23 protein-coding genes are annotated in these 23,630 nt (G+C 71.2%); 19 read left to right on the forward strand and 4 right to left on the reverse strand.

Annotated features, from left to right (window positions below; genetic code table 11):
* Nucleotides 1–19: 19 nt before the first annotated feature.
* Both ACIBHX_RS14905 and ACIBHX_RS14910 read right to left on the reverse strand, forming a co-directional pair.
* A complete protein-coding gene (locus tag ACIBHX_RS14905; RefSeq protein ID WP_397067606.1) occupies nt 20–1,165 on the reverse strand; it encodes an amidohydrolase family protein in 1,146 nt (381 codons plus the stop codon).
* A gap of 47 nt (nt 1,166–1,212) precedes the next feature.
* Nucleotides 1,213–3,339, reverse strand: coding sequence for an anthranilate synthase component I (locus ACIBHX_RS14910; protein WP_397067607.1), 2,127 nt, complete (start codon nt 3,337–3,339; stop codon nt 1,213–1,215).
* Nucleotides 3,340–3,546: 207 nt separating this feature from the next.
* Between ACIBHX_RS14910 and ACIBHX_RS14915 the strand changes: the two genes are divergently transcribed.
* The 9 genes from ACIBHX_RS14915 (at nt 3,547) to ACIBHX_RS14955 (ending at nt 12,411) form a co-directional block, all read left to right on the forward strand.
* Complete coding sequence (locus ACIBHX_RS14915) at nt 3,547–3,693, forward strand: hypothetical protein (RefSeq protein ID WP_397067608.1); 147 nt, start codon at nt 3,547–3,549, stop codon at nt 3,691–3,693.
* 33 nt (nt 3,694–3,726) lie between these two features.
* Entirely contained in the window at nt 3,727–4,320 is a 594-nt protein-coding gene (locus ACIBHX_RS14920) for a TetR/AcrR family transcriptional regulator (protein WP_397067609.1), read from the forward strand.
* A 65-nt stretch (nt 4,321–4,385) separates the two neighbouring features.
* The gene (locus ACIBHX_RS14925; protein WP_397067610.1) at nt 4,386–4,931 is read left to right on the forward strand and encodes an ABC transporter permease; all 546 of its coding nucleotides are present in this window, start codon (nt 4,386–4,388) and stop codon (nt 4,929–4,931) included.
* Nucleotides 4,928–5,704: an ABC transporter permease gene (locus ACIBHX_RS14930; protein ID WP_397067611.1), complete on the forward strand. Its 777-nt coding sequence runs from the start codon at nt 4,928–4,930 to the stop codon at nt 5,702–5,704. The genes ACIBHX_RS14925 and ACIBHX_RS14930 overlap by 4 nt, the downstream gene beginning before the upstream one ends.
* Entirely contained in the window at nt 5,701–6,702 is a 1,002-nt protein-coding gene (locus ACIBHX_RS14935) for an ABC transporter ATP-binding protein (RefSeq protein ID WP_397067612.1), read from the forward strand. Before ACIBHX_RS14930 ends, ACIBHX_RS14935 begins: the two co-directional genes overlap by 4 nt.
* 9 nt (nt 6,703–6,711) lie before the next feature.
* Nucleotides 6,712–7,872, forward strand: coding sequence for an acyl-CoA dehydrogenase family protein (locus tag ACIBHX_RS14940; RefSeq protein WP_397067613.1), 1,161 nt, complete (start codon nt 6,712–6,714; stop codon nt 7,870–7,872).
* The gene (locus ACIBHX_RS14945) at nt 7,869–9,860 is read left to right on the forward strand and encodes an acetate--CoA ligase family protein (protein ID WP_397067614.1); all 1,992 of its coding nucleotides are present in this window, start codon (nt 7,869–7,871) and stop codon (nt 9,858–9,860) included. Before ACIBHX_RS14940 ends, ACIBHX_RS14945 begins: the two co-directional genes overlap by 4 nt.
* Nucleotides 9,857–10,969 (forward strand): Glu/Leu/Phe/Val dehydrogenase dimerization domain-containing protein, encoded by a 1,113-nt coding sequence (locus ACIBHX_RS14950; RefSeq protein WP_397067615.1) that lies wholly within the window; start codon nt 9,857–9,859, stop codon nt 10,967–10,969. Before ACIBHX_RS14945 ends, ACIBHX_RS14950 begins: the two co-directional genes overlap by 4 nt.
* Nucleotides 10,970–10,980: 11 nt before the next feature.
* Nucleotides 10,981–12,411, forward strand: coding sequence for a glycosyltransferase family 39 protein (locus ACIBHX_RS14955; RefSeq protein ID WP_397067616.1), 1,431 nt, complete (start codon nt 10,981–10,983; stop codon nt 12,409–12,411).
* Here ACIBHX_RS14955 and ACIBHX_RS14960 read toward each other — a convergent pair.
* Nucleotides 12,404–13,162 (reverse strand): SGNH/GDSL hydrolase family protein, encoded by a 759-nt coding sequence (locus ACIBHX_RS14960; protein ID WP_397067617.1) that lies wholly within the window; start codon nt 13,160–13,162, stop codon nt 12,404–12,406. The two genes, ACIBHX_RS14955 and ACIBHX_RS14960, sit on opposite strands and share 8 nt — an antisense overlap.
* A 44-nt stretch (nt 13,163–13,206) precedes the next feature.
* On the opposite strand from ACIBHX_RS14960, the gene ACIBHX_RS14965 reads away from it, so the two are divergent.
* Both ACIBHX_RS14965 and ACIBHX_RS14970 read left to right on the forward strand, forming a co-directional pair.
* Complete coding sequence (locus tag ACIBHX_RS14965) at nt 13,207–14,784, forward strand: CocE/NonD family hydrolase (protein WP_397067618.1); 1,578 nt, start codon at nt 13,207–13,209, stop codon at nt 14,782–14,784.
* Entirely contained in the window at nt 14,766–15,695 is a 930-nt protein-coding gene (locus ACIBHX_RS14970) for a helix-turn-helix transcriptional regulator (RefSeq protein ID WP_397067619.1), read from the forward strand. Before ACIBHX_RS14965 ends, ACIBHX_RS14970 begins: the two co-directional genes overlap by 19 nt.
* A gap of 169 nt (nt 15,696–15,864) precedes the next feature.
* Here ACIBHX_RS14970 and ACIBHX_RS14975 read toward each other — a convergent pair whose 3' ends face one another.
* Entirely contained in the window at nt 15,865–16,758 is an 894-nt protein-coding gene (locus ACIBHX_RS14975) for an SDR family oxidoreductase (protein ID WP_397067620.1), read from the reverse strand.
* Nucleotides 16,759–16,836: 78 nt separating this feature from the next.
* Here ACIBHX_RS14975 and ACIBHX_RS14980 point away from each other — a divergent pair, with 78 nt between their 5' ends.
* The 8 genes from ACIBHX_RS14980 (at nt 16,837) to ACIBHX_RS15015 (ending at nt 23,618) form a co-directional block, all read left to right on the forward strand.
* On the forward strand, nt 16,837–17,385 hold the full coding sequence (locus ACIBHX_RS14980; RefSeq protein ID WP_397067621.1) for a VOC family protein: 549 nt from the start codon (nt 16,837–16,839) through the stop codon (nt 17,383–17,385).
* Entirely contained in the window at nt 17,385–18,011 is a 627-nt protein-coding gene (locus ACIBHX_RS14985; protein ID WP_397067622.1) for a carboxymuconolactone decarboxylase family protein, read from the forward strand. Before ACIBHX_RS14980 ends, ACIBHX_RS14985 begins: the two co-directional genes overlap by 1 nt.
* Nucleotides 18,012–18,096: 85 nt before the next feature.
* On the forward strand, nt 18,097–18,300 hold the full coding sequence (locus ACIBHX_RS14990; RefSeq protein WP_397067623.1) for a DUF3311 domain-containing protein: 204 nt from the start codon (nt 18,097–18,099) through the stop codon (nt 18,298–18,300).
* Entirely contained in the window at nt 18,297–19,922 is a 1,626-nt protein-coding gene (gene mctP / locus ACIBHX_RS14995) for a monocarboxylate uptake permease MctP (RefSeq protein WP_397067624.1), read from the forward strand. The genes ACIBHX_RS14990 and mctP (ACIBHX_RS14995) overlap by 4 nt, the downstream gene beginning before the upstream one ends.
* 114 nt (nt 19,923–20,036) lie before the next feature.
* Nucleotides 20,037–20,246: a DUF3311 domain-containing protein gene (locus ACIBHX_RS15000; RefSeq protein WP_397067625.1), complete on the forward strand. Its 210-nt coding sequence runs from the start codon at nt 20,037–20,039 to the stop codon at nt 20,244–20,246.
* Nucleotides 20,243–21,838 (forward strand): monocarboxylate uptake permease MctP, encoded by a 1,596-nt coding sequence (gene mctP, locus ACIBHX_RS15005; protein ID WP_397067626.1) that lies wholly within the window; start codon nt 20,243–20,245, stop codon nt 21,836–21,838. Before ACIBHX_RS15000 ends, mctP (ACIBHX_RS15005) begins: the two co-directional genes overlap by 4 nt.
* 93 nt (nt 21,839–21,931) lie before the next feature.
* Nucleotides 21,932–22,231, forward strand: coding sequence for a CATRA system-associated protein (locus ACIBHX_RS15010; RefSeq protein ID WP_397067627.1), 300 nt, complete (start codon nt 21,932–21,934; stop codon nt 22,229–22,231).
* Nucleotides 22,224–23,618 (forward strand): CATRA conflict system CASPASE/TPR repeat-associated protein, encoded by a 1,395-nt coding sequence (locus ACIBHX_RS15015; RefSeq protein WP_397067628.1) that lies wholly within the window; start codon nt 22,224–22,226, stop codon nt 23,616–23,618. The genes ACIBHX_RS15010 and ACIBHX_RS15015 overlap by 8 nt, the downstream gene beginning before the upstream one ends.
* Nucleotides 23,619–23,630 lie beyond the last annotated feature (12 nt).

Below are 23,630 nucleotides of genomic sequence, written 5' to 3' on the forward strand. Positions count from 1 at the left end.
GCGAACACCCAGGTCACGGTCAGAGGCGATAGACCCTGCGGGCATTGGCGGAGCCGATCATGTGGACGACGCGGGCGGCGTCGGCGGCGCTCCACTCCCCCGCGTCGATGCGCGACTTGAGCGCCATGGCCAGGGCCCTGCGGTAGTACAGCGCGCCCAGGTGGCAGGTCTCGGCCACGCCGTAGCAGTCGGAACTGAACATCTGCTTGTGGAAGGGGGCGAGTTCGAGCAGCTCGTCCATCACCCGGGGTGAGCCGGCCGCGGTGTGCGTCATGGCCAGCCCGACGTCCACGTACACGTGCGGGTAGATCCCGGCCAGGTAGGCGGCCTGGCGGTGGAAGGGGTAGCAGTGCAGCAGGATCACCGGCACGCCCAGCGGCTGCAGCGCCCTGATGAAGCCCGTCATCCTGGCCGGGTCGGCGCGGTCCAGGTCCAGGTCGGAGTCGCCGAACCCGGTGTGGAACTGCAGCGGCAGCCCGCGGCGGTGGGCCACGTCGACCGCGGTCCACAGCAGGTGGCGCAGCAGGATCGGGTCGTCGAGCCGTTCCTTGGGGTCCGACAGCCGCCGGTTGGCCGCGGCGATCACCGAGCCGCGGCTGGGCCTGGACGGGTCGAAGTCGAGCCCGCACCGGTAGCCGATGACGGTCTTCAGCCCGACGGCGCGTGCCGCGCGGGCGGCCAGTTCCTCGGCCAGGCTGTCCATGTAGTCGACCGCGACGTCGGCCACCTCGGCCACGTCCTGCTCGACCTGCTCGATCCTGACGATCTCGTCGGCCGCGGCCCCGCCGTGCCTGCCCATCTCGGCCGCCGTCAGCAGCTCCGGCCGCTCCAGCCCGGTGTCGACCAGGAAGGCCACCACGCCGGCGGCCTCCAGCAGCCGCCGGTTGACCTCGCCCGCGCCGAGTTCGGCCCGCCGCGCCAGGTAGACGGCAGGCGCGGCGTGCGGCTCCAGGTCGAGCACCGGCGCGCACCAGCGGCGAATGGCCGCGCCGAGCGGGGTGTCGAAGTGCGTGGTGCCGGGCGGGGCCGGGCTGTCACTCTCGGTGATCTGCAGCTCGAACTGCGCCCTGGACAGCTCGTCCCGCCGCACGCCGTGGCAGTGGTGGTCCACGAGCGGCGCCGCGAGGGCGTCACGCAGCGCATCGGGCAGGTCTGCGGGGAGCATGCCCGCGACTCTAGGCGCTCTCCCCGCCCGGCACACGCTGTTTCGCGTCAGCGCTTGGTCAAGCGCAGCACGTTCGCGATGACCTTCGCCCCCGCGCCGCCCTCCGTCGTCAGGATCGACTCGGGGTGGAACTGTACGGCGAAGCGCCTCTTTCCGGTGTCCTCGATGGCCATGACGTTGCCGTCGGGAGTGATCGCGGTGGCGGTGAAGCCGACCACGCCGGGCACCTTGGCGTGCAGCGAGTGGTAGCGCGCCGCGATGAACTCCCCGGGCAGCCCCTCCAGCAGAGCGCTCTCGCCCTGGCGGGTCACCTGGCCGCGCTTGCCGTGCTCGGGGTAGTCGAGCAGCTCCAGCTTGCCGCCGGCGTGTTCGACCATCGCCTGCAGCCCCAGGCACACGCCGAAGACGGGCAGGTCGCGGGCGTAGAGCTGGTCGATCAGGGCCGACATCCCGAAGTCGGACGGCCAGCCAGGCCCGGGCGACAGCACGGCCAGGTCGGGCGCGATCTCGTCGAGCATCGCCGCGGGGAAGCCGTGCCGCAGCGTGACCACGTCGGCGCCCTGCTGGCGGAAGTAGTCGGCCAGGGTGTTGACGAAGGAGTCCTCGTGGTCGACGAGCAGCACCTTCATCCCCAGGCCCGGCTGCTCGCGCACGGGCGCGACGGGCGCCGGAGCGGTCTTGTTGACCGCGGCGAGCGCGCCGAGCAGGGCGCTGGCCTTCAGCTCCGTCTCGCGCTCCTCGGCCTCGGGGTCGGAGTCGAACAGCAGGGTGGCGCCGGCCCGCACGATGGCCACGCCGTCCTTGATCTGCGCGGTGCGCAGGGTCAGGCCGGTGTTCATGGAGCCGTCGAAGCCGATGAAGCCGATGGCCCCGCCGTACCACCTGCGCGTGGTGGCCTCGTGGTCCTCGATGAACTGCATCGCCCACGTCTTGGGCGCGCCGGTGACGGTGACGGCCCACATGTGGGTGAGGAAGGCGTCCAGCGCGTCGAACTCGGGACGCAGCCGCCCCTCGATGTGGTCGACGGTGTGGATCAGGCGGGAGTACAGCTCGATCTGGCGGCGGCCGATGACCTGGACGGTGCCGGGGACGCAGATGCGCGACTTGTCGTTGCGGTCCACGTCGGTGCACATGGTCAGCTCGGACTCCTCCTTCACGCTGGACAGCAGCGTGCGGATGGCCTCGGCGTCCTCGACGGGGTTGCTGCCGCGGGCGATCGTGCCGGAGATGGGGCAGGTCTCCACGCGATCGCCGCTCACCCGGACGTACATCTCGGGCGAGGCGCCGACGAGGTGCTCGCCCTCGCCGAGGCTGATGATGAACTCGTACGGGGCCGGGTTGCTGTGGCGCAGCGAACGGTAGAAGGCGGCCGGGTCGGTGCAGGCGGAGTGGAACACCTGCCCGGGCACGACCTCGAACAGGTCGCCCCGCTTGAACTTCTCCTTGGCCTTCGCGACGACCTCCGCGTACGCCCCCTTTTCCGGATTTTTCGGGATCTCGGTGCGTACGGCGGGCCGCACGTTCTCCCCGATCCGGTCCAGCCCGCGGGTGCTGACGCCGTCGACGGTGAACTCGTAGCGGTGCTCGACGCTGGTCTCGCGCTGCCGGTCGATCACCACGAGCCTGTCGGGCAGGTGCAGCACCAGGTCGCGCTGGTCGCCGGGGCGGACGAGCTCCTGCCTGATCGGCTCGAACTGGAAGGCCAGGTCGTAGCCGAAGGCGCCGTACAGGCCCAGGTGCTGGTCGTCACCCCGGAAGGCGGCGATGACCTCGCGGATCGCGGTGAACACGGTCGGCCTGCGGCTGCGCATCTCCTCCGGCAGCAGGTCGGCCGACTCGGGCACGTACACCTCGACGTACCCGGCCGTGGGCTCGGACACCGGCTTACCGGCGGCCAGCAGGCAGGAGGCCACCACGGGCAGCACGACCTTGCCCCGCTCGTTCAGCGCCCGCGCCGAGATGGTGCGGCCCTTGGCGACCAGCTCGAGGCAGGGGTCGACGTAGCCGAACGCCCATCGGCTGTAACGGCCGGGGTAGTCCATACCGGAGGAGAACGCCCCGCCGCGCCGCTCTCCGAGCGCGGTCACGATCTCCTCGAGCGCGGCCTCCGACACATCGCGCGTCTCGCGCTCGACGGCGATGCCCCCGGCGGTGGTATATCCGCTCGTCTCCACTTGCTGCCCCTCATGTTGAAAGATGAGCCCCGGGGCAGACACACGAAAGGCCGCCTCCCGGGGCGGCCGTCGTCTGAGAATGCGAAACTCGCGCCGCCTACGAGCGGCGCCACCACTGAGTCAAGTTTCGCATGCGGACAAGCCTAACCGGACACCTCAAGATCGCGCAACGCACTCGAGGGCGCGCCGCCATACTCATTGCTCCTCATGTCAGATGTACGGCAGGCCGAGGTAACGCCACCCGCCGCCCCCGGCTCGCGTCCGTGCGAGAACGGCAAGCAGTCGGACGGGGCTGCCCGCCGTAACGAGGTGACGGAGACCGTCGAGGTGGTCTTCAAGGAGTGGGATAGTTGACTGACGGGCCGGATATCGAGCACAGGGGGACGGATGCCGCGGCCGAGTGTTGAGGCGGAACGCAAGGAGCAGATCCTACGCGCCGCGTGCGAGGTGATCGCCGAGGTCGGCCTGCGTTCGCTGCGGGTCTCCGACGTGGCGCGCAGGGCCGGCACCAGCAATGGCACCGTGCACTACTACTTCGCCGCCAAGCGCGACGTGGTGCACGCCGCCTTCGAGTACAACTTCCAGCGCTCCATCGAGCGGCGCAGACCCATCTTCGAGGCCGAGGACGATCCCCGCGACCGGCTGATGGCGTTCGTGCGCTCCTACCTACCCGAGGGCGAGGAGACCGTCCGCGCGTGGCGGGTCTGGATGGAGCTGTGGAGCGAGGCCTTCCGCGAACCGGAGCTGCAGGAGCTCAACGAGCGCGTCTACGGCGAGTGGCGCAGGATCGTGGCCGCGGTGATCCGCGACGGCCAGACCCAGGGCCTGCTCAGGGCGGGCGACGCGGTCGACTACGCCAACCGGCTGATCGGCATGATCGACGGGCTGGCGATCCAGGTCCTGGTGGGTTCCAAGAACATGACGGTGGAGCGGATGAGCGCCGTCTGCCAGGCGTTCCTGCTGGAGCTGCGGCAGCCGTAAGTGTTGACAGAGCCGCGTATCGTGGGCCACAGTCCTTCATTAATAACTGGCTCGCCAGTCAACTATTGGAGGCGGCATGGCGCGCAGGTTGCACCCAGGCGAACGTCCGCACCAGCAGGCTCGTCCAGAACGGCACCAGACTGGTCCTGCGCGACACCGGCGTGCTGAACGAGCTGATCCCCGGCCCGCCGGTGCCGCTGCTGCGGAGCCTGCCCGGCGTGCTGATCGGCATGGTGCAGGTGATGCTGCCGTTCGCGGTGCTGCCGATCTACGCCACGATGCGCGCCATCGACCGGCGGCTGCTGCAGGCCGCGGAAGGGCTCGGGGCGCGGCCGGCGTTCGCCTTCTGGCGGATCTACGCGCCGCTGACCACGCCCGGCGTGGCCGCCGCGACGCTGCTGGTGTTCGTGTCGTCGCTGGGCTTCTACGTGACGCCTGCGCTGCTCGGCGGGCCGAAGAACGTGATGATCGGCGAGCTGATCGTGCAGCAGCTGTCCGGGGTGCTGCGCTGGGGCTTCGCCTCGGCGCTCGCGGTGATCCTGCTGGTGGTCACGGGCGCGTTGCTGCTGCTGGCCTCCCGGCTGGTGGACCTGCGGAGGCTGCTGCGATGAGGAAGCTGCTGTGGGCGCTGGCCGGGCTGACGGCCGTGTACCTGGTGCTGCCGGTGTTCGTCGTGATCCCGACCTCGTTCTCCGACAGCGCGTTCCTGGAGTTCCCGCCGAAGGCGTGGTCGCTGCGCTGGTACGAGAACTTCTTCACCGACGCCACCTGGCTCGACAGCGCGGTCGACTCGCTGCAGATCGCCTTCCAGGTGACGCTGGTGTCGCTGGTGCTGGGCACGGCGGCCGCGCTCGGCATGGTGCGCGGCCGGTATCCGCTGCGGTCGCTGGTGTCCGCGCTGGTGATGGCACCGGTCCTGGTCCCCTACGTGATCATCGGGCTGGCGGTCTACGCGGTGTTCCTGCGCGCCGGGCTCACGCAGACGCCGGTCGGGTTCATCCTGGTCCACACCGCGCTGGCCGTGCCGTACGTGATCATCACGGTGTCGTCAGCGCTGATGTCGTTCGACCGGCGGCTGGAGCAGGCGGCGATGAACCTCGGCGCGGGGCCCGTGACGACGTTCGCGCGGGTGACGCTGCCGCTGATCGCGCCGAGCCTGGCCAGCGGGGCGCTGTTCGCGTTCGTCACGTCCTTCGACGAGGTCGTCACCAGCGTGTTCCTGTCGGGTCCCGACCTGACGACGCTGCCGGTGCGGATGTGGTCGGGCGTGCGGGTGCAGATCGACCCGACCGTGGCGGCGGTGTCGAGCATGCTGCTGATGATCACGCTGGCGCTGTTCTGCGCCGCCGGGCTCACCCGGCTGATCCTGCGGAGGAAGGCATGACGGGGACCGTTGACGTGCGCGGCGTGTCCAAGGTGTACGGCGAGGCCGTCGCGCTGGCCGACGTGACGCTGCACGTGCGCGCCGGGGAGTTCATGACGCTGCTGGGCAGCAGCGGCTCCGGCAAGTCGACGCTGCTGAACGTGGTGGCCGGCTTCACCGAGCCGACCTCCGGCTCGGTCGAGGTGGACGGGGCGGACATCACCTCCGCCCCGCCGTACAAGCGTGACCTGGGCATGGTGTTCCAGCACTACGCGCTGTTCCCGCACATGTCGGTGTTCGAGAACGTGGCCTTCCCGCTGCGGCGGCGGCGCGTGCGCGGCGGGGAGCTGTCCGAGCGGGTGGCGGCGGCGCTGGACACGGTGGAGCTGGGCGCGCTGCGCGACCGGCGGCCGGGGCAGCTGTCCGGCGGGCAGCAGCAGCGGGTGGCGCTGGCGCGGGCGATCGTGTTCCAGCCGCGGGTGCTGCTGATGGACGAGCCGCTGGGCGCGCTGGACAAGCGGCTGCGCGAGCAGCTGCAGCTGGAGATCAAGCGCCTGCACAGGGAGCTGGGGATCACGTTCGTGTTCGTCACGCACGACCAGGAGGAGGCGCTGACCATGTCGGACCGCATCGCGCTGCTGCGCGACGGCCGCGTGGTCCAGATCGGCACGCCCGCCGACCTGTACGAGCGGCCGGCCTCGCGCTACGTGGCGGAGTTCCTGGGCGAGTCGAACCTGCTGCCAGGCGACGTGCTGGTCAGGCCGGAGGACGTCGAGCTGAGCCCGCCGGGGACCGCGCTGCCCGCCGGGCACGAGGCGGTGGACGGCAAGATCCGCGAGGTCATCTACCTGGGCAGCGGCCTGCGGGTCGAGGTGGAGCTGCGCGACGGGACCCGGCTGGTCGCCCGCACCGCGACGCGCCTGGATCCGCCGCCGGTGGCCGACGACCCGATCGTGGCGCACTGGAGTCCGCGCGTCCGTATCACCATCCCTTCCGCGCACCCTTCCGAGCAGCAGTGAGGAGCCCGCATGCGTGCCATCCGTGACGGCCTGGAGCTCGGCGCCGAGCAGCGTGAGTTCGTCGAGCTGGCCAGGGAGTTCGCCCGGCGCGAGATCCGGCCGCGGGCGCGGGAGGTGGACGACGCCGATCACGTCTCGCCGCTCGATCTGTGGTCGCGGGCGGCCAAGCTGGGGCTGACGTCGTTCATGCTGCCCGCCGAGCACGGCGGGGGCGGGGTGTCCTCGCTGGTCACGCAGGCCCTGGTGACCGAGGAGCTGTGCCACGGCGACATCGGCATCGGCAACCTGCTGACCTCCAACGGCTTCTTCGCCGGGCCGGTCGAGGCGCTCGGCACGCCGGAGCAGCGGGAGCGGTGGCTGGCGCCGCTGTGCACGGAGGACCCGCCGCTGACGGCGCTGGCCGTGACCGAGCCGGGCGTGGGCTCCGACGCGGCCTCACTGACGACGCGGGCGGAGCGCGACGGCTCCGGGTACGTGCTGACCGGGCAGAAGACGTGGATCTCGAACGCGCCCTACGCCCGGTGGATCGTGGTGTTCGCGACGGTCGACCCGGCGCTGGGCTCGCGGGGCGTCACGGCGTTCGTGGTGGAACGTGGCACGCCGGGGCTGCGGATCGGGCGAGCGCTGCCGAAGATGGGCCAGCGGGCGATCGTCAGCGCCGAGGTGTTCCTCGACGGCGTGCGCGTCGAGGCCGACCAGCGGCTGGGCGAGGAGGGCCTGGGCTTCTACGGGCTGATGCGCACCTTCGACGCCTCCCGGATCCTCATCGCGGCCGCGTGTACCGGGTTGTCACGCGCTGCGCTCGACGCGGCCGTCGACTACGCGAAGCAGCGTGAACAGTTCGGCAAGCCGATCATCCAGCACCAGGCGGTGGCCTTCCGCCTGGCCGACATGGCGGCCAGGACGGACGCCTCCCACCTGCTGGCGATGCGCGCCGCCCGGCTCTACGACCAGGGCGACCCGGCCACGGAAGAGGCCTCGATCGCCAAGCTGACCGCCTCGGAGAACGCCATGTGGTGCACCTGGGCCGCGCTGCAGACGCACGGCGGCTGGGGCTACTCGCGGGAGTTCCTGCTGGAGAAGTGGATGCGCGACGCCAAGCTGGAGGAGATCGAGGAAGGCACCTCCGACATCCAGCGCCTGATCATCTCCCGGTCGCTGGCCCGATGAACGAGCTGTTCGATCCGGCCTCCGTGGTGGTCGTCGGCGCCTCCGCGAACCCCGCCAAGTGGGGATACTGGCTGGCCAGGGGCGCGCTGCGGGGCGCGCACCGGCGCAAGGTGCACCTGGTCAACCGTTCGGGCGCGGTCGTGGACGGCGTGCCGTCCGTCCCGTCGCTCGACCGGCTGCCGGAGGCGCCGGAGCTCGCCGTGCTGTGCGTGCCCGCGCCCGCGCTCGACGGGGTGCTGTCGCAGGCGCTTGACCTGGGCGTGCGCGCCTTCGTGGCGATCACCGCGGGGCTGGATCGCGAGCGCGAGCAGGAGCTGGCCGCGCGGGTCCGCGCCGCGGGCGCCCGCCTCGTCGGGCCCAACTGCCTGGGTATCTACGACTCGACCACCTCGCTCGAGCTGGCCTGGGGCACGTTCACGCCCGGCTCGCTCGGGATCGTCTCGCAGTCGGGCCAGCTCGGGCTCGAGCTGGCCGGGCTGGCCGCGCAGGCGGGCATGGGCGTCTCGCGCTTCGTCTCGGTCGGCGACCAGGTGGACGTGACGGCCGCCGAGGTGCTCGCCGGGCTGGCCGGCCACGATGCCACGGCCGCGGTGCTGCTGTACCTGGAGAGTTTCCGCGACGGCCGCGCGCTGGTCGAGACGCTGGTACGGCTGCGCGAAGCCGGCAAGCCCGTGGTGGTGCTCACGGTGGGCGCCAGCCGGGCCGGACGCGAGGCGGCCCGCTCGCACACCGGGGCCCTCACGGCCGGCACCGAGGTCGTCGAGGCCGCCTGCCGCGCCGCGGGAGCGATCCTCGTCCAGACCCCGGCGCAGGCCGTGGACGTGGCGCAGCTCCTCGTGCACACAGGCGGCCTGGCCGGAGAGCGGCGCCGCGCATCAGGCGGTTGGCGCGTGGCGATCGTGGGCGACAGCGGCGGCCAGGGAGCCCTCGCCGCCGACGTCCTCGCGCGCCACGGGTTGTCCCTCCCCGCTCTGCCGGACGGAACCGCGAACCCGCTCGACCTGGCCGGCGCCGGGGAGCGAGACCTGGGGACCTACTCGGCCGTGATCGAGCCGCTGCTGGCGTCAGGCGAGGTGGACGCGGTGGTGCTGACCGGCTACTTCGCCTCCTACGGCGCCGACACGCCCGCCCTGGCCCGGGCCGAGCTGGACGTGGTGGCCGCGCTCGGCGACCTGGTGCGCCGCCACGGCCGCCCGGTCGTGGTGCACAGCATGACCCGCGACTCGGCCGCCGTCCGTGCCCTGCGCGAGCGCGGGATCCCGGTGTACGCCACGATCGACCAGGTCGGCTGGGCGCTGGCCCGCCCCTCCCCCGTGGCTCCCGCCCGCTCCGCCCCGCCGGGCCCCGCGTCCCCCGGCCGCGGCTGGGGGTACCTCGAGGCCAGGCATCTGCTATCCGGGTACGGCGTGCCGTACGGCAAGGCGATGGGCGTGAAGGCGGACGGCGACGTGGCCTCCGCGGTGCGCGGGATGCGGGGACCGTACGTGGTCAAGGCCGGCTGGCTGGAGCACAAGACCGAGGTGGGCGGCGTCGCCGTCGGCGTGACCGACCCCGCGGCCGCGATCAGGCGGCTGCGTGACCGGCTGGGCGACGGCGAGTACGTGATCGAGGAGCTGGACGGCCGCGACGGCGTGGTGGAGCTCGTCGTCGGCGGGCGGCGCGACCCGTCCTTCGGTCCGGTGGTGGCCGTCGGGATCGGCGGGACGGCGAGCGAGGTGTACGCGGACGTGACGGTGGAGCTGGCGCCGGTGGACGCGGGCACGGCCGAGGCGATGCTGCGCAGGCTGCGCGGCTTCCCGCTGCTGGACGGCTGGCGCGGCGCGCGGAAGGCCGACCTGCGGGCGGCCGCCGAGGCGGTCGCGGCGGTGTCCAGGCTCATCGCCGAGCGAGATGACGTGGCAGAGTGCGAGGTCAACCCGCTACGCGTCGGCCCCGACGGCGCGGTGGCCGTCGACGCGCTGGTGGTCACGAGGGAGGAGGGGCGATGAGCCTGCTGGAGATCACCTGGACCGACCCGGTGACCGCGCGGCGCGGCTACGTCGTGATCGACCGGCTGGTCCGCGGGGTTGCCAGCGGCGGGCTGCGCATGCGCGAGGGCTGCACGCTGGCCGAGGTGCGCGGCCTGGCCAGGGGCATGTCGCTGAAGGAAGCCCTGGTCCACACGCCGGGCGACAGGTACGTGCCACTGGGCGGCGCCAAGGGCGGCATCGACGTGGACCCGCGCGATCCCGAGGCGCCCGCGATCCTGCGCAGGTTCATGGCCGCGGTGCTGCCGGTCCTGCGCGCGCAGTGGAACACCGGCGAGGACTTCGGGCTGCGCCAGGAGCAGCTCGACGAGGTGGCGGCCGAGCTCGGGCTGGCCTCGACGGTCGAGCCGGCCTTCCGCCTGGTGGAAGACGAGGCGGCCGCCCGCGAGCGGCTCAGGAGCGCGATGGCGCGGGTGGTGGACGGTGTCGCGCTGGCGGACCTGGTGGGCGGGTTCGGCGTGGCGAGGGCGGCGCTGGAGATCGCGCCGGACGTCGGGACGGCCGTGGTGCAGGGGTTCGGCTCGATCGGCGGTGCCGCCGCCCGCTACCTGGCGCGGGCGGGCGTTCGGGTGGTGGCGGTCGCCGACCGCGAGGGGCTGATGGTGCGCGAGGACGGCCTGGACGTCGAGCGGATGCTGGCCGCCCGCGACGCCCGCGGCGTGGTCGACAGGTCCCGCCTCGGCCCAGGCACCAGGCTCGAGGACCGGGAACGGTGGCTGGACGTGCCCGCCGACCTGCTGGTCCCGGCCGCCATGTCCTACGTGATCGGACCGGACGACGCCGACAGGGTCAGGGCCCGCGTGGTCGTCGAGGGCGCCAATCTCCCGACGCTGCCCGAGGCGGAGGCCTCCCTGCTGGCCAGGGGTGTCACGCTGGTGCCCGACTTCCTGGCCAACGTCATGACCAACGCCTGGTGGTGGTGGGTCGTCTTCGGCGACATCGACCCCACCCCCGAGGCCGCCTTCGCCAAGATCACCACGACGATGCGGCGGCTGGTCGCCTCCGTCAGGGACGCCCCCGATCTACGAAAGGCCGCGCGACTGCTGGCCGAAGCCAATCTGGTGATCTAGTTTGGGCAGTCATGAAGCTGCCCTTCGCGTGGCGCTCCGTCACGTTGATCGCGGTATCGCTGTTAGCCGTCCTGCTCGTGTTCAGCCCCGAGTACGGCTACCACAGGGACGAGCTCTACTTCCGGGTCCTGGCCGCCCACCCCGCCTGGGGCTACGTCGACCAGGGACCGCTGACGCCGATGCTGGCCAGGCTGGCGATGGCGCTGTTCGGCGACACCGTCACGGCGCTGCGGATCTTCCCGGCGCTGGCGACCGCCACGCTGGTCGTGCTGGCCGCGCTCATCACCCGCGAGCTGGGCGGGCGGGGCCTGGCGCAGGGCCTGTCGGCCGCCGGCGTGGCGACCGCCGCCTACCCGCTGGTCGCCGGGCACACGCTGCTGACGCTCAGCTTCGACATGCCGCTGTGGGCGGCGGCGATCCTGTTCATCCTGCGGGCGCTGCTGCGCGACCAGCCCCGCTGGTGGCCGGCGGCCGGCGCGGTGATCGGGGTGGCCACCTACAACAAGCAGCTCATCGTGATGCTGCTGATCGGGCTGCTGGCCGGGTTGCTGCTGGCAGGGCCGCGACGGGTGCTGGCCAGCCCGTGGCTGTGGGCGGGCGCGGCGATCGCGGCGGCGCTGGCCGTACCGAACCTGCTCTACCAGGTCACCCATGACTGGCCGCAGCTGAAGATGGCGGCGGCGCTCAGCCAGGACAAGGGCGCCGACTTCCGGATCTTCTTCGTGCCGATGCAGTTCATCCTGTTCGGCCCGGTCGCGACGGTGATCGGGATCTTCGGCTGGCTGCGGCTGTGGCGCGACAGGCGGGTGCGGGCGCTGGCCGTCGCCTACCCGGTGACGGCCGTGGTGACCGTGGTCAGCGGCGGGCGCTACGACTACACGGCCGGGCTGATCCTGCTGCTGTTCGCCGCCGGCTGCGTCGGCGCCGCACGCCGGCCCAGGACGACCGCGGCGGCGCTGGCCTTCAACGCTCTCGGCTGCGTGGTGATCGCCCTGCCGCTGATCCCGGTGACCGCGCTCGCCCGGACGCCGGTGCCGAAGGTCAACGAGGTGGCGCGCGAGTCGGTCGGCTGGCCCGGGTTCGCCGCCACCGTCTCCGGGGTCCTGCGCGGCCTGCCGCCCGCCGACCAGGCCAAGGCCGCCGTCCTGGTCGGCAACTACGGCGAGTACGGCATGCTCGACAAGGCCGGGCTCCCCCGCGTCTACAGCGGTCACAACCAGCTCTTCGAGTACGGCCCGCCGCCCGAGACCGCCGACGTGGCCGTCGTGCTGAACGTGGGCACCCGCGTGGCGCTGGCCCAGTTCGACACCTGCGAGCAGAAGGCGCAGGTCGACAACCACGTCGGCGTCGACAACGAGGAGCAGGACATGGGCGTGTTCGTCTGCCGTGGACACAAGCAGCCGTGGTCGGCCGCCTGGCCGCAGTGGCGGCACTTCAGCTGAGCGGCGTCAGCTCCGGCCGCTTGGCCTCGACGCCGTCGCCGGAGGACGTGCCGTGCAGCCGCCTGCTGATCCACGGCCACAGCGCGTCCTTGGCCCAGCGCAGGTCCTGCCTGCGGGCGTCGCTCCACACCGGAGGCCTGCGCGCCGGGTACGGCTCGCGCCAGTCCTCCACCACGGGGACACCGAGCACCTCGGCCGCGCACAGCGCCACCCGGCGGTGCCCGTCCGGGCTGAGGTGCAGCCGGTCGGCGAACCACGCGCGCGGGTCGCGGAGGATCGTCATCGGCCACAGATCCACCAGCAGCGCGTCGTAGCGCCGGGCGATGTCGTGGATGTGCAGGTTGTAGATCTCGATCTTGCGGTGCGCCAGCCGCATCACCGGCACGTGCCGGAGGTCGAACCCGGTGAACAGCAGCACCCTGGTGCCCGCCTCGGTCAGCGTGCGCACGCCCTGCTCCAGTCGCCTGGCCACGATGGCGGGCCCGCTGCTGGGGCGCAGGATGTCGTTGCCTCCCGCGCACAGCGAGACCAGGTCGGCCCCCAGCTCGACCGCCCGCGGCACCTGGTCGGCCACGATCTCGTCGATGAGGCGTCCCCGTACCGCCAGGTTCGCGTACCGCAGGCCGGGCTGGTCCGCCTCGATGTGCTCGGCCAGCCGATCCGCCCATCCCCTGAAGCCGACGTCGGCCGGGTCCTCGAGTCCTTCCGTGAAGCTGTCCCCTAGGGCGACATACGACGCAATTCGTCCCATGACCGGATAGTTTGCCACAAAAGCGTTTTGCTTTACTGGTCAGTATGCGGGTGCGGGTGGACAGGGATCTTGAGGTCCCGATGGGCGACGGGGTGCGGCTGCTGGCGGATCACTACGCCCCGGTGGGCGTGCAGGGGGCTCCGGTCATCCTGATCCGCTCGCCGTACGGCAGGCGCGGGCTGTTCGGGATGGTGTACGGGCGGGGCTTCGCCAGGCGCGGGTTCCAGGTGCTGATCCAGAGCTGCCGGGGCGGTTTCGGGTCGGGCGGGTTACTCGACCCGCTGGGCGACGAGCGCGACGACGGGCTGGCCACGGTCGCCTGGATGCGTGAGCAGAGCTGGTACGGCGGGTCGTTCGCGATGTTCGGGCCCTCCTACCTCGGCTACACGCAGTGGGCGATCGCGGCCGAGGCGGGCCCGGAGCTGAAGGCGATGGCCACGCAGATCACGGCCTCGCAGTTCCGTGACGCGGCCTACGTGGGCGGGGCCTTCGCGCTGGAGTCGGCGCTGAGCTGGACCACGCTGACCGACGGGCTGTCGCGCCGCTTCGGCGGCACGGCGCCGCTGACCGCGCCCCGGCTGACCCGCAAGGCGGTGCTGTCGGGGCGGCCGGTCGCCGAGATGGACCTGGTGACCGCCGGCAAGCCGTTGCGGTTCTATCAGGACCTGATCGACCACCACGGCGAGCCGGCCGACTGGTGGGACCGGCGCGACTTCTCACCGCGGGTGGGCCAGGTGACGGCGGCCGTGACCATGCTGGGCGGCTGGTACGACGTGTTCCTGCCTTGGCAGCTGAAGGACTACCTGGCGATGCGGGCGGCGGGGCGGCGGCCGTACCTGACGATCGGGCCGTGGTACCACGTGGACGCCAGGCACGGGCGTCCGTCCCTGCGCGAGGCGGCGGCCTGGTTCCGTGCGCACCTGCTCGGCGACGAGGCGGGACTGCGGGCCGACCCGGTGCGGCTCTACGTGACCGGCGCCGGTGAGTGGCGGGACTACCCGGACTGGCCGGTGCCGGGGGTGTCGCCCGAGCGGTGGCACCTGCAGGACGGGTTCGGGCTCGGCATGGCGGAGCCGAAGGAGTCGGCGCCGGACTCCTTCAGATACCACCCGGATCACCCCACGCCGGTGATCGGCGGTCCCGTGCTGCTGGCCGATTCGCGGCCGCGCGACCAGCGGCGGCTGGAGGCCCGCAGGGACGTGCTGGTCTACAGTTCGCCCGCGCTGGAGTCGGATGTCGAGATGATCGGGCCGGTGAGCGCGGAGATCTTCGTGCGGTCCAGCCGCCCCTATCTGGACGTGGTCGTGCGGGTGTGCGATGTGCGTCCCGACGGGAGCTCGTTCAACGTGTGCGAGGGGGTGCGCCGGCTGACTCCCTCGCCGGAGTCGGGAGACATCAGGAAGGTGGAGGTGGATCTCTGGCCGATCGGGCACAGGTTCCGGCGCGGCCACCGGATCCGGGTGCACGTGGCGGCCGGGGCGTACCCGACGATCGCCCGCAACCCGGGCACCGGTGATCCTCTCGGCAACGGCGGTCCGATGGTGACCAACGACGTCGAGGTCTTCCACTCCCCCGGCCATCCCTCCGCCGTGGTGCTGCCGCGATGCGCGCAGCCCGGTTGATGTCGCTGCTCCTGCTGTTGCAGGGGCGCGGCGGGATGACGGCGGCGGAGCTGGCCAAGGAGCTGGAGGTCTCCGAGCGGACCGTGCACCGCGACGTGCTGGCGCTGTCGGAGGCGGGCATCCCCGTCTACGCCGACCGCGGGCGCGGCGGCGGGTACCGGCTGCTCGACGGCTACCGGACCCGGCTGACCGGGCTGGATCGGGCCGAGGCCGAGGCGCTGTTCCTGTCCGGCGTGCCGGGGGCGCTGCGCGAGATGGGGTTGCAGGAGGTGGCGGCCACGGCCCGGCTGAAGGCCGCCGCGGCCCTGTCGCCCGGCCTGCGCGACGCGCCCGCGACCGCGGCGCAGCGCTTCCATCTGGACGCCCCCGGCTGGTTCGCCGGCGAGAAGCCGCCTCCCGACGCGCTGGTGCCGCTGGCCCGCGCGGTGTGGAACGACCGCAGGGTCGCCACCGTCTACAAGGACCGGCTGCGCGTGCTCGATCCCTACGGCCTGGTGCTGAAGGCGGGTGCCTGGTATCTGGTGGCCTCCGGCGCGATCTACCGGGTGGATCGCTTCGGCGCGGTCGAGGTGCTGGAAGAGACCTTCGAGCGGGATCTGGCCTTCGACCTGGCGGCGTTCTGGGCCGAGCAGTCGGCGGTCTTCACCCGCTCCCTGCTCAGGACCCAGATCACGCTGCGGCTGACCGAACGCGGCGTGCGCATGCTGCGCTTCGTCGCCGACCCCGCCGCCCTCGACGACGCGCTGGCCTCGCTCCAGCCGGACGGCACCGTCCGCCTCGGCGTCGAGGGCATCGATGTCGCCTACTCCCAGGTGCTCCGCTTCGGCCCCGAGGCCGAGGTCCTCGACCCGCCGGAGCTGCGGGAGATGCTGCGCGACGCCACGTCCCGCATGTCCGCCCTGTACGGCTGACGCCGGCCCCGGCCGGGCGGGACTGTACGGCTGACGCCGGTCCCGGCCGGGCGGGTTCCGTGCGTCGTCACGGCGGTCAGCCACCACCCGGTCAGCGGCCGTCTCCCTGGAGGTCCTCAGCCGAAGTGCGGCGACTGGCGGTGGGGGTGGCTGTGCCGTAACAGATCAATTACCGATAGTCGTCGGGAGAGACGTCCTTGCCTCGCTCCTGGACCTCGGTGATGAAGCGCCAGACGTCCGGCCGGCTGCCGTCCGCGTCGGTGAAGCCGTAGACCTTGGCCAGGGCGCCGCTGTCGACCGACTTGCCGTTCCAGCGCTGCTTGTCCGGGTCCTGGGCGATGGCGGCGACCGCGCGGCCGACGTAGGCGGGGGTTTCCGACACCGCCCAGCTCGGCTCCTTGGTGGCGCCCTCGCGCCAGTTCTCCTCGGTGACGCCGAAGTGCTCGAGCATCGACTCCGACCGCAGGAAGCCGGGCGTGATCGCCACCGCCGTGCAGCCGTGCTTGGCCAGGTCCTGCGCCTGCCCGAACGCCAGCCGGTTCACCGACACCTTGGCCAGGTCGTAGTAGGGCGAGACCCGGTAGCGGGTGGCGTTGAAGTCGGTGGTGCCGTCGGTCACCTCGACCACCAGCCCGCCCGGGTTGCGGATCAGCAGCTTCAGCGCGTGGTGGCTGGTGATCATGTGCGTGTCGATCGCCAGCCGCAGCAGCCGCAGCCCGTTGTCGAGGTCGTGCTCCCAGATCGGGCTGTCCCACTCGAAGAGGGGGTCGCCGCCCCAGATGTCGTTGACCAGGACGTCCAGCCGTCCCTGTTCCCTGTCGATCCGCTCGACCAGGGCCTTGACCTGGCCGGAGTCCAGGTGGTCGACCTGGACCGGAATTCCCTTGCCACCCGCGGCCGTCACCAGCTCCGCGGTCTCCTCGATCGTCTCCGACCTGTTCATCTCCGAGCGCTGCTCGCGCGTCGTCCGTCCGGTGCAGTAGACCGTGGCGCCGATCGCGCCCAGCTGGATCGCGATGCCCCGTCCCGTGCCGCGGGTCGCGCCCGCCACCAAAGCAATCATGAGCATGATGTTCCCCGGAAAAGAGGACATCTCATGTCATGTTTTTCGCCGGAAGCCTGTGATAAGTAGTTGGTTACTATGAACAGCGAATTCGAGCTCCGCGGCGTCAACCACCTCGCGCTGGTCTGCTCGGACATGAGTCGGACCGTGGACTTCTACTCCGGCGTCCTCGGGATGCCGCTGATCAAGACGATCGAGCTGCCGATGGGCTGGGGGCAGCACTTCTTCTTCGACTGCGGGGGCGGCAACGCGCTGGCGTTCTTCTGGTTCCCCGACGCTCCCGAGGCGGTGCCGGGGGTGTCCGCGCCGAAGAACCTGCCCGACAGGGGCGAGCTGCTGTCGGCGGTGGGCTCGATGAACCACATCGCCTTCGACGTGCCGCCGGAGAAGATCGAGGAGTACCGCGACAAGCTGATAGCCAAGGGCGTGGACGTGGGCGTGCTGCTCAACCACGACGACAGCGAGTTCGGCGTGGCGCCGAAGCTGCACGACGGGGTGTTCGTACGCTCGATCTACTTCAAGGACCCCGACGGGATCCTCATCGAGTTCGCCTGCTGGCTGCGCGAGCTCGACCGTCCTGAGGACGTGCGGCACGAGCCCAGGACCGCCGCCGATCGGACGGTCTGATGCCGCGGCTGCGCCAGGTCCCCCGCGACGAGGTGACCGATCCGCTGACCGCGTTCTTCTACGACCAGTTGCTGACCGCCGACGGGAGCACGGCCACGGGCTCGCCCGGCGACTGGTGGCGGGTCTTCGCGCTGGATCCGAAGATCTTCCGGCACTGCGTCAAGGGCTTCCAGCTCTACCGCGAGTCGTCGCTTGATCCGGTACTGCGCGAGCTCGGGCAGACCCGGGCGGGCTGGACGCGGCAGTCGCAGTTCGTCTTCTCCCAGCACTGCAAGCAGATGCGGGCGCTCGGCGTGCCGGAGGAGAAGATCGAGGCGGTCGCGCACTGGCAGGTCAGCGACCAGTTCGACGAGCTGGAGCGGGCCGTGCTCGCCTACACCGACGGGCTGGTGCTGGACGGCGGACGGGTGCACGACGAGGTGTTCGCGGCGCTCAAACGGCACCTGACGGACGAGCATCTCCTTGAGCTGACATACGTCACGTGCCTGTATGAGATGCACGCCACGATGGCGCGGGCGCTACGGCTGGAGTTCGACGACCGGCCCGACCCCATCGTGGAGGTCCCCGCTCCACACGGGTACGGCACGCGTGACATCGCCGACGAGTTGACCGTTTGTCGCGAGTAGCCGACCACTCGGCGATCGGTGACCCGAACGCGATATTCGCGTCCTTAGAGTGCGGGCACTGTGACGCTCCCATAAGGAGACCGCCGTGCCCGATGATAAGCGCGACCGCAGCCCCTGGTACTGGCTGCTGCTCGTCCCCATCGTCATCCCCCTCCTTCCGTTCCTGTACAACTCCGACGCGCCCCGCCTGTTCGGCTTCCCGCTGTTCTACTGGCTCCAGATCGCCTTCATCGCGCTCGGTGTCGGTACGACCGCGCTGGTCTACCAGATGACCAAGAGGCGGCCATGAGCGAGCACATCACCGAGATCGTCGTCTTCGTCCTGCTGTTCCTCCTCGTCAGCGGCATGGGCTTCGTGGCCGCCCGCTGGCGCCGTCCGGGCACGCTGGCCAGCCTCGACGAGTGGGGCCTGGGCGGGCGCAACTTCGGCTCCTGGATCACCTGGTTCCTCATCGGCGGCGACCTGTACACCGCCTACACGTTCGTGGCGGTGCCCGCGCTGCTGTTCGGCGCCGGAGCCGCGGGCTTCTTCGCCGTGCCGTACACCGTGATCACCTACCCGCTGGTGTTCCTCGTCATGATCAGGCTGTGGTCGGTGTCGCACGTGCACAACCTGGTCACGCCGGCCGACTTCGTCCGGGTGCGGTTCGGGTCGCCGACGCTGGCGCTGCTGGTGGCGATCACCGGGATCGTGGCCACGATGCCCTACATCGCGCTGCAGCTGGTCGGCATCTCTTCGGTGCTGAAGGCGATGGGCTTCGCCGGCGGCGGCATGGCGGCCGACCTGCCGCTGATCATCGCGTTCGTGATCCTGGCCGCCTACACCTACCGGTCGGGCCTGCGGGCGCCCGCGATGATCGCGTTCGTCAAGGACGCGCTCATCTACCTGGTCATCCTGGTCGCGATCATCTACATCCCGGCCAGGCTGGGCGGCTGGGGCTCGATCTTCGACGCCGCGGCCGCCAAGTTCGCCAAGACCCCGAACCCGGGCGACGGCATCCTGCTCAACGCCAACAACCAGATGCAGTACGTGACGCTGGCGCTGGGCTCGGCGCTGGCGCTGTTCATGTACCCGCACAGCGTCACCGGCGTCCTCGCCTCCCGCAACCGGGACGTGATCAAGCGGAACATGTCGGCGCTGCCCGCCTACAGCCTGCTGCTCGCGCTCATCGCGCTGCTCGGCTACATGGCCATCGCGGCCAAGGTGGTGCCGCCGCTGGGCACCAACGGGCTGCCCGACGGCAACATGGCCGTGCCGCTGCTGTTCGACAAGATGTTCCCCGACTGGTTCACCGGCATCGCCTACGCCGCGGTCGGCATCGGCGCGCTGGTCCCGGCGGCGATCATGTCGATCGCGGCGGCGAACCTGTTCACCCGCAACATCTACCGCGAGTACCTCAACCGCAACGCCACCGAGGCGCAGGAGGCCGGCGTCAGCAAGGTCACCTCGCTGGTCGTCAAGGTGGGCGCGGTGCTGTTCGTGCTGGCCATCGACCCGCAGTTCTCCATCGACCTGCAGCTCATCGGCGGCGTGATCATCCTGCAGACGCTGCCGTCGGTGGCGATCGGGCTGTTCACCCGCTGGTTCCACCGCGGCGGCCTGATCGCCGGCTGGATCGCGGGCATGGGCTCGGGCCTGTGGATGCTGTACACGGTGGAGAACCCGGCCACCAAGCACGCGCACTTCGGCGGGTCGGCGTTCTCGCTGTCCAAGCTGGGCTTCGACACCAAGATGACGATCTACGCCGGGTTCGTGGCCCTGATCGTCAACCTGGTGGTGGCGATCCTCGGCACGATCGTCGCCAGGGCGGCCAAGGCTCCCGACGGCCCGGACGGCACGCAGCCGAGCCACTTCACCGCCGACGAAGGCGACCCCCGGATCAAGGATCTCGACCTGTCCGGGTCAATATGATTAACGCCAAACTGTAATACGGCCGTCATCTGGATTAATACCCCCGCGAAGCTACCCTCCATGACAGAGATCAGCCGAAAGTGGCTGGTCTCTGTCATATATTGCGGAGGATCCATGACGACTCGGGAACCCGGGCAGCCACGTAGCGACCGCAGCCCGTGGAACTGGCTGCTGATCGTGCCGATCGTGCTACCCCTGTGCACGTTTCTGTTCAACGCCGACCAGCCGCGGCTGGCGGGCTTCCCGCTGTTCTACTGGCTGCAGATCGCCTTCATCGCGGTCGGCGTGGCCGCGACGACGATCGTCTACAGGATGACCAAATGAGCGTGAACGTCACCGAGCTCGTCGTCTTCGGCGTACTGTTCCTGCTGGTCAGCGTGATGGGGTTCGTGGCGGCGCGCTGGCGCCGGCCTTCGAGCATCGAGAGCCTGCACGAGTGGGGCCTGGGCGGGCGCAACTTCGGCTCCTGGATCACCTGGTTCCTGGTCGGCGGTGACCTGTACACCGCCTACACGTTCGTGGCCGTGCCCGCGCTGGTGTTCGCCTCCGGCGCGATCGGGTTCTACGCCCTGCCGTACACGGTCGTGGTGTATCCGCTGGTGTTCCTGCTGCTGGCGCGGATGTGGTCGGTGTCGCACGTGCACGGCTTCGTCACGCCGGCCGACTTCGTGCGGGCCAGGTTCGGCTCGCCGACGCTGGCGCTGCTGATCGCGATCACCGGGCTGGTGGCCACGATGCCGTACATCGCGCTGCAGCTGGTGGGCATCGAGTCGGTGCTGAAGGCGATGGGCATCACCGGGCACCTGCCGATCATCATCGCCTTCGCGATCCTGGCGGCCTACACCTACCAGTCGGGGCTGCGGGCGCCGGCGCTGATCGCGTTCGTCAAGGACTCGCTGATCTACATCGTGATCCTGGCCGCGGTCATCTACATCCCGGCCAAGCTGGGCGGCTGGAGCTCGGTCTTCGACGCGGCGGCGGCCAAGTTCGCCAAGACGCCGGCACCGTCCGACGGGATCGTGCTCAACGCCGGCAACCAGCTGCAGTACATCACCCTGGCGCTGGGCTCGGCGATGGCGCTGTTCCTGTACCCGCACAGCCTGACCGGCGTGCTGGCCTCCAAGAACCGCGGCGTGATCAAGCGCAACATGGCCGCGCTGCCCGCCTACAGCTTCCTGCTGGGCCTGATCGCGCTGCTGGGCTACATGGCGATCGCGGCCAAGACGCCCATGGTGGGTCAGGACAAGAACACGATCATCCCGATGCTGTTCCACCAGATGTTCCCCGACTGGTTCGCGGGCGTCGCCTACGCCGCGGTCGGCATCGGCGCGCTGGTCCCCGCGGCGATCATGTCGATCGCGGCGGCGAACCTGTTCACCCGCAACATCTACCGCGAGTACATCCGCAAGGACGCCACCGACGCCCAGGAGGCCAAGGTCTCCAAGCTGGTCTCGCTGGTGGTCAAGGTGGGCGCGGTGCTGTGCATCCTCTTGCTGGACCCGCAGTTCTCGATCGACCTGCAGCTGATCGGCGGCGTGATCATCCTGCAGACGCTGCCGTCGGTGGCTCTGGGCCTGTACACCCGCTGGTTCCACAAGGGCGGCCTGATCGCCGGTTGGGCGTTCGGCCTGGCGGCCGGGACCTGGATGCTGTACCAGATCCCGAACCCGGCCAACGGCAAGCTGCACTTCGGCGGCTCGGCCTTCCCGCTGGCCAACCTCGGGTTGGACACCAAGATGACGATCTACGCCGGGTTCCTGGCACTGATCGTCAACCTGGTCGTGGCCGCCCTCGGCACGCTGCTGTTCAGGGCGCTCAAGGTGGCCGACGGCCAGGACGCCACCTCCATCGGCGACTACGTCGCCGACGAGGGCGACCCCCGGGTCAAGGACCTGGACCTGGCCGGCTCCCACTAGCGGGGTCCGGCTCCACGGGGCCCGTCTCCGCCGACGGCGGAGACGGGCCTCGGCGTCTGTCGCCGCGCTCCCGGCCCTCCTACGATGGCGGCCATGGAGCGCGCGAGGGTGGCGGAGGTCCTGCGAAAGGTCTCGCAGTGGCAGCTGACGGAGGGGCGCTGGGTCCGGGTGGACAGGGCGCTGTCCGCCGTCGAGCGGGCGCTGCGCTCGGGCGCCGAGGACGCGATCGCGCCCGCCGTACACGATCTGGAGCTGGCGGGGCCGCTGCGGATCAGGACCAGGGTGGGTGACCCGCCACGGGTGCCCGCACCGCCCGAGACCAGGGAGCGGTTGAACAGGCTCGTCCTCGACCTGGCGGAGCCGCCCGCCGAGGACCGCGACGCCGATGGATGACCGCGCCCTGGTCGTCCACCTGTACGTGGCCGCGCGGCGGGAAGGCGTCGCGGAGCGGCTCGGCGAGCTGTGGCGGCGGCTCGGCGACGAGCTGGGGCTCACCTGGCCGATCCCGGAGATCGCGCCGTACGAACTGCGCCTGGATGCCCGGGGCGGCGGCGAGGCGCTGGCCGCCCGCCAGTCGAGGTCGCGCGCCGAGGGTGTCTTCCAGGCGGTCGTCCGGCGCAGGCACGACGTGCTGGTGTTGTCGGTGGCGCTGGCGCCCTTCGGCGGGGAGGACGGCTGGGCGGAACTGGAGGAGCGGTGGGCGCGGGTGGCGGGTGACGCGCCGGAGTGGGCGCTGGGCGAAGCCCGGCTGCTCACCGGGGTGCTCCCGGAGCCGGAGCGCGGGCACGTGGTGGGCGGGCACACGGCGGTCTGGGAGGACGAAGGACCCGACGGCAGGTTCCTGCGCAGGATCCACGCGATAGCCGTCGCGGGCAGGCAGGACGAGTCCGATGCCTGGCTGTGGTCACGCGGGGACGAGCGGCTGGCTCCGTTCGCGGTGCACCTGTCGCACGCGGCCAAGGTTCGCCACCACTTGCGGCTGCGGGAGGCCGGCCGCTACGACGAGCTGCTCGAGCGGGCGGAGGAGTTGCTGCGGGCGCGGGCCGCCGCGGGGGCGGCTGATCCGGCCGACGGCCTGGCCGAGCTGCGCCGCCGGCTCGCCGGGCTGCTTGCGGGGTCCGACGGACTGACTCAGCTGGCGACGCGGCTTCGGGAGATGGAACGCACGGCACGGATCGCGGCTTCGAACATGCGCCTGCCGGCGGGTGATCTGGCGGAGGGCCCCGGGCTCGTGGCGCAGGACGTGGCGCTGGCCGAATGGCTGGCTGTGCAGCTGTCCGACGACGTGCTCTACCTGGACGCGGCGCGCGAGCGGGCACGCGACGGCTTGACCGAGGTGACGATGGCGGCCGAGGAGGCGGTCCAGGACCGGCGCGAGCGGCTGCAGCGGCGCCAGGAGGTCGCCCAGCGGCGGCGCGAACGGATCGATCTGCTGCAGACCGCCGTGCTGGGGTCGGTGCTGATGGTGCTGGCGGCGATCCAGGCGTTCGGCTACCGGGTACCGCTGCCCCCGCCCATCACGCCCGCGGTGATCGGGTTGCTGGGGTCGCTGGCGCTGCTGCTGGCGACGGTGACGCTGTGGTCGGCGGGTGACGAGGCCCGCGGCGCCGGGGTGGCGGTGCGGGTGTTCGCCGGGCTGTCGGGGGCCGCGGTGGCCTGGGTGGGCTGCTCGGTGGCGGTCTATCTGCTGTCGGGTACGGCGGCGCCCGCATGGTTGACGGTGACGCTGGCCGTACCGGCAGCGGCGGCGGGCGCCTATGTAGCCCGCCGCCGCCGTTGATCAGGAGCCGCC

Source organism: Nonomuraea sp. NPDC050536, assembly GCF_044457685.1.
In the GTDB taxonomy this organism is placed as follows: domain Bacteria; phylum Actinomycetota; class Actinomycetes; order Streptosporangiales; family Streptosporangiaceae; genus Nonomuraea.

Coding starts and splice junctions, on each gene's coding strand:
- ACIBHX_RS14915 (WP_397067608.1), top strand. CDS start 3,547: ATGTCAGATGTACGGCAGGCCGAGGTAACGCCACCCGCCGCCCCCGGC.
- ACIBHX_RS15010 (WP_397067627.1), top strand. CDS start 21,932: ATGGAGCGCGCGAGGGTGGCGGAGGTCCTGCGAAAGGTCTCGCAGTGG.
- ACIBHX_RS14940 (WP_397067613.1), top strand. CDS start 6,712: ATGCGTGCCATCCGTGACGGCCTGGAGCTCGGCGCCGAGCAGCGTGAG.
- ACIBHX_RS14945 (WP_397067614.1), top strand. CDS start 7,869: ATGAACGAGCTGTTCGATCCGGCCTCCGTGGTGGTCGTCGGCGCCTCC.
- mctP (WP_397067624.1), top strand. CDS start 18,297: ATGAGCGAGCACATCACCGAGATCGTCGTCTTCGTCCTGCTGTTCCTC.
- mctP (WP_397067626.1), top strand. CDS start 20,243: ATGAGCGTGAACGTCACCGAGCTCGTCGTCTTCGGCGTACTGTTCCTG.
- ACIBHX_RS14960 (WP_397067617.1), bottom strand. CDS start 13,162: ATGGGACGAATTGCGTCGTATGTCGCCCTAGGGGACAGCTTCACGGAA.
- ACIBHX_RS14965 (WP_397067618.1), top strand. CDS start 13,207: ATGCGGGTGCGGGTGGACAGGGATCTTGAGGTCCCGATGGGCGACGGG.
- ACIBHX_RS14905 (WP_397067606.1), bottom strand. CDS start 1,165: ATGCTCCCCGCAGACCTGCCCGATGCGCTGCGTGACGCCCTCGCGGCG.
- ACIBHX_RS14970 (WP_397067619.1), top strand. CDS start 14,766: ATGCGCGCAGCCCGGTTGATGTCGCTGCTCCTGCTGTTGCAGGGGCGC.
- ACIBHX_RS14955 (WP_397067616.1), top strand. CDS start 10,981: ATGAAGCTGCCCTTCGCGTGGCGCTCCGTCACGTTGATCGCGGTATCG.
- ACIBHX_RS15000 (WP_397067625.1), top strand. CDS start 20,037: ATGACGACTCGGGAACCCGGGCAGCCACGTAGCGACCGCAGCCCGTGG.
- ACIBHX_RS14975 (WP_397067620.1), bottom strand. CDS start 16,758: ATGATTGCTTTGGTGGCGGGCGCGACCCGCGGCACGGGACGGGGCATC.
- ACIBHX_RS14985 (WP_397067622.1), top strand. CDS start 17,385: ATGCCGCGGCTGCGCCAGGTCCCCCGCGACGAGGTGACCGATCCGCTG.
- ACIBHX_RS14930 (WP_397067611.1), top strand. CDS start 4,928: ATGAGGAAGCTGCTGTGGGCGCTGGCCGGGCTGACGGCCGTGTACCTG.
- ACIBHX_RS14920 (WP_397067609.1), top strand. CDS start 3,727: ATGCCGCGGCCGAGTGTTGAGGCGGAACGCAAGGAGCAGATCCTACGC.
- ACIBHX_RS14935 (WP_397067612.1), top strand. CDS start 5,701: ATGACGGGGACCGTTGACGTGCGCGGCGTGTCCAAGGTGTACGGCGAG.
- ACIBHX_RS14950 (WP_397067615.1), top strand. CDS start 9,857: ATGAGCCTGCTGGAGATCACCTGGACCGACCCGGTGACCGCGCGGCGC.
- ACIBHX_RS14980 (WP_397067621.1), top strand. CDS start 16,837: ATGAACAGCGAATTCGAGCTCCGCGGCGTCAACCACCTCGCGCTGGTC.
- ACIBHX_RS15015 (WP_397067628.1), top strand. CDS start 22,224: ATGGATGACCGCGCCCTGGTCGTCCACCTGTACGTGGCCGCGCGGCGG.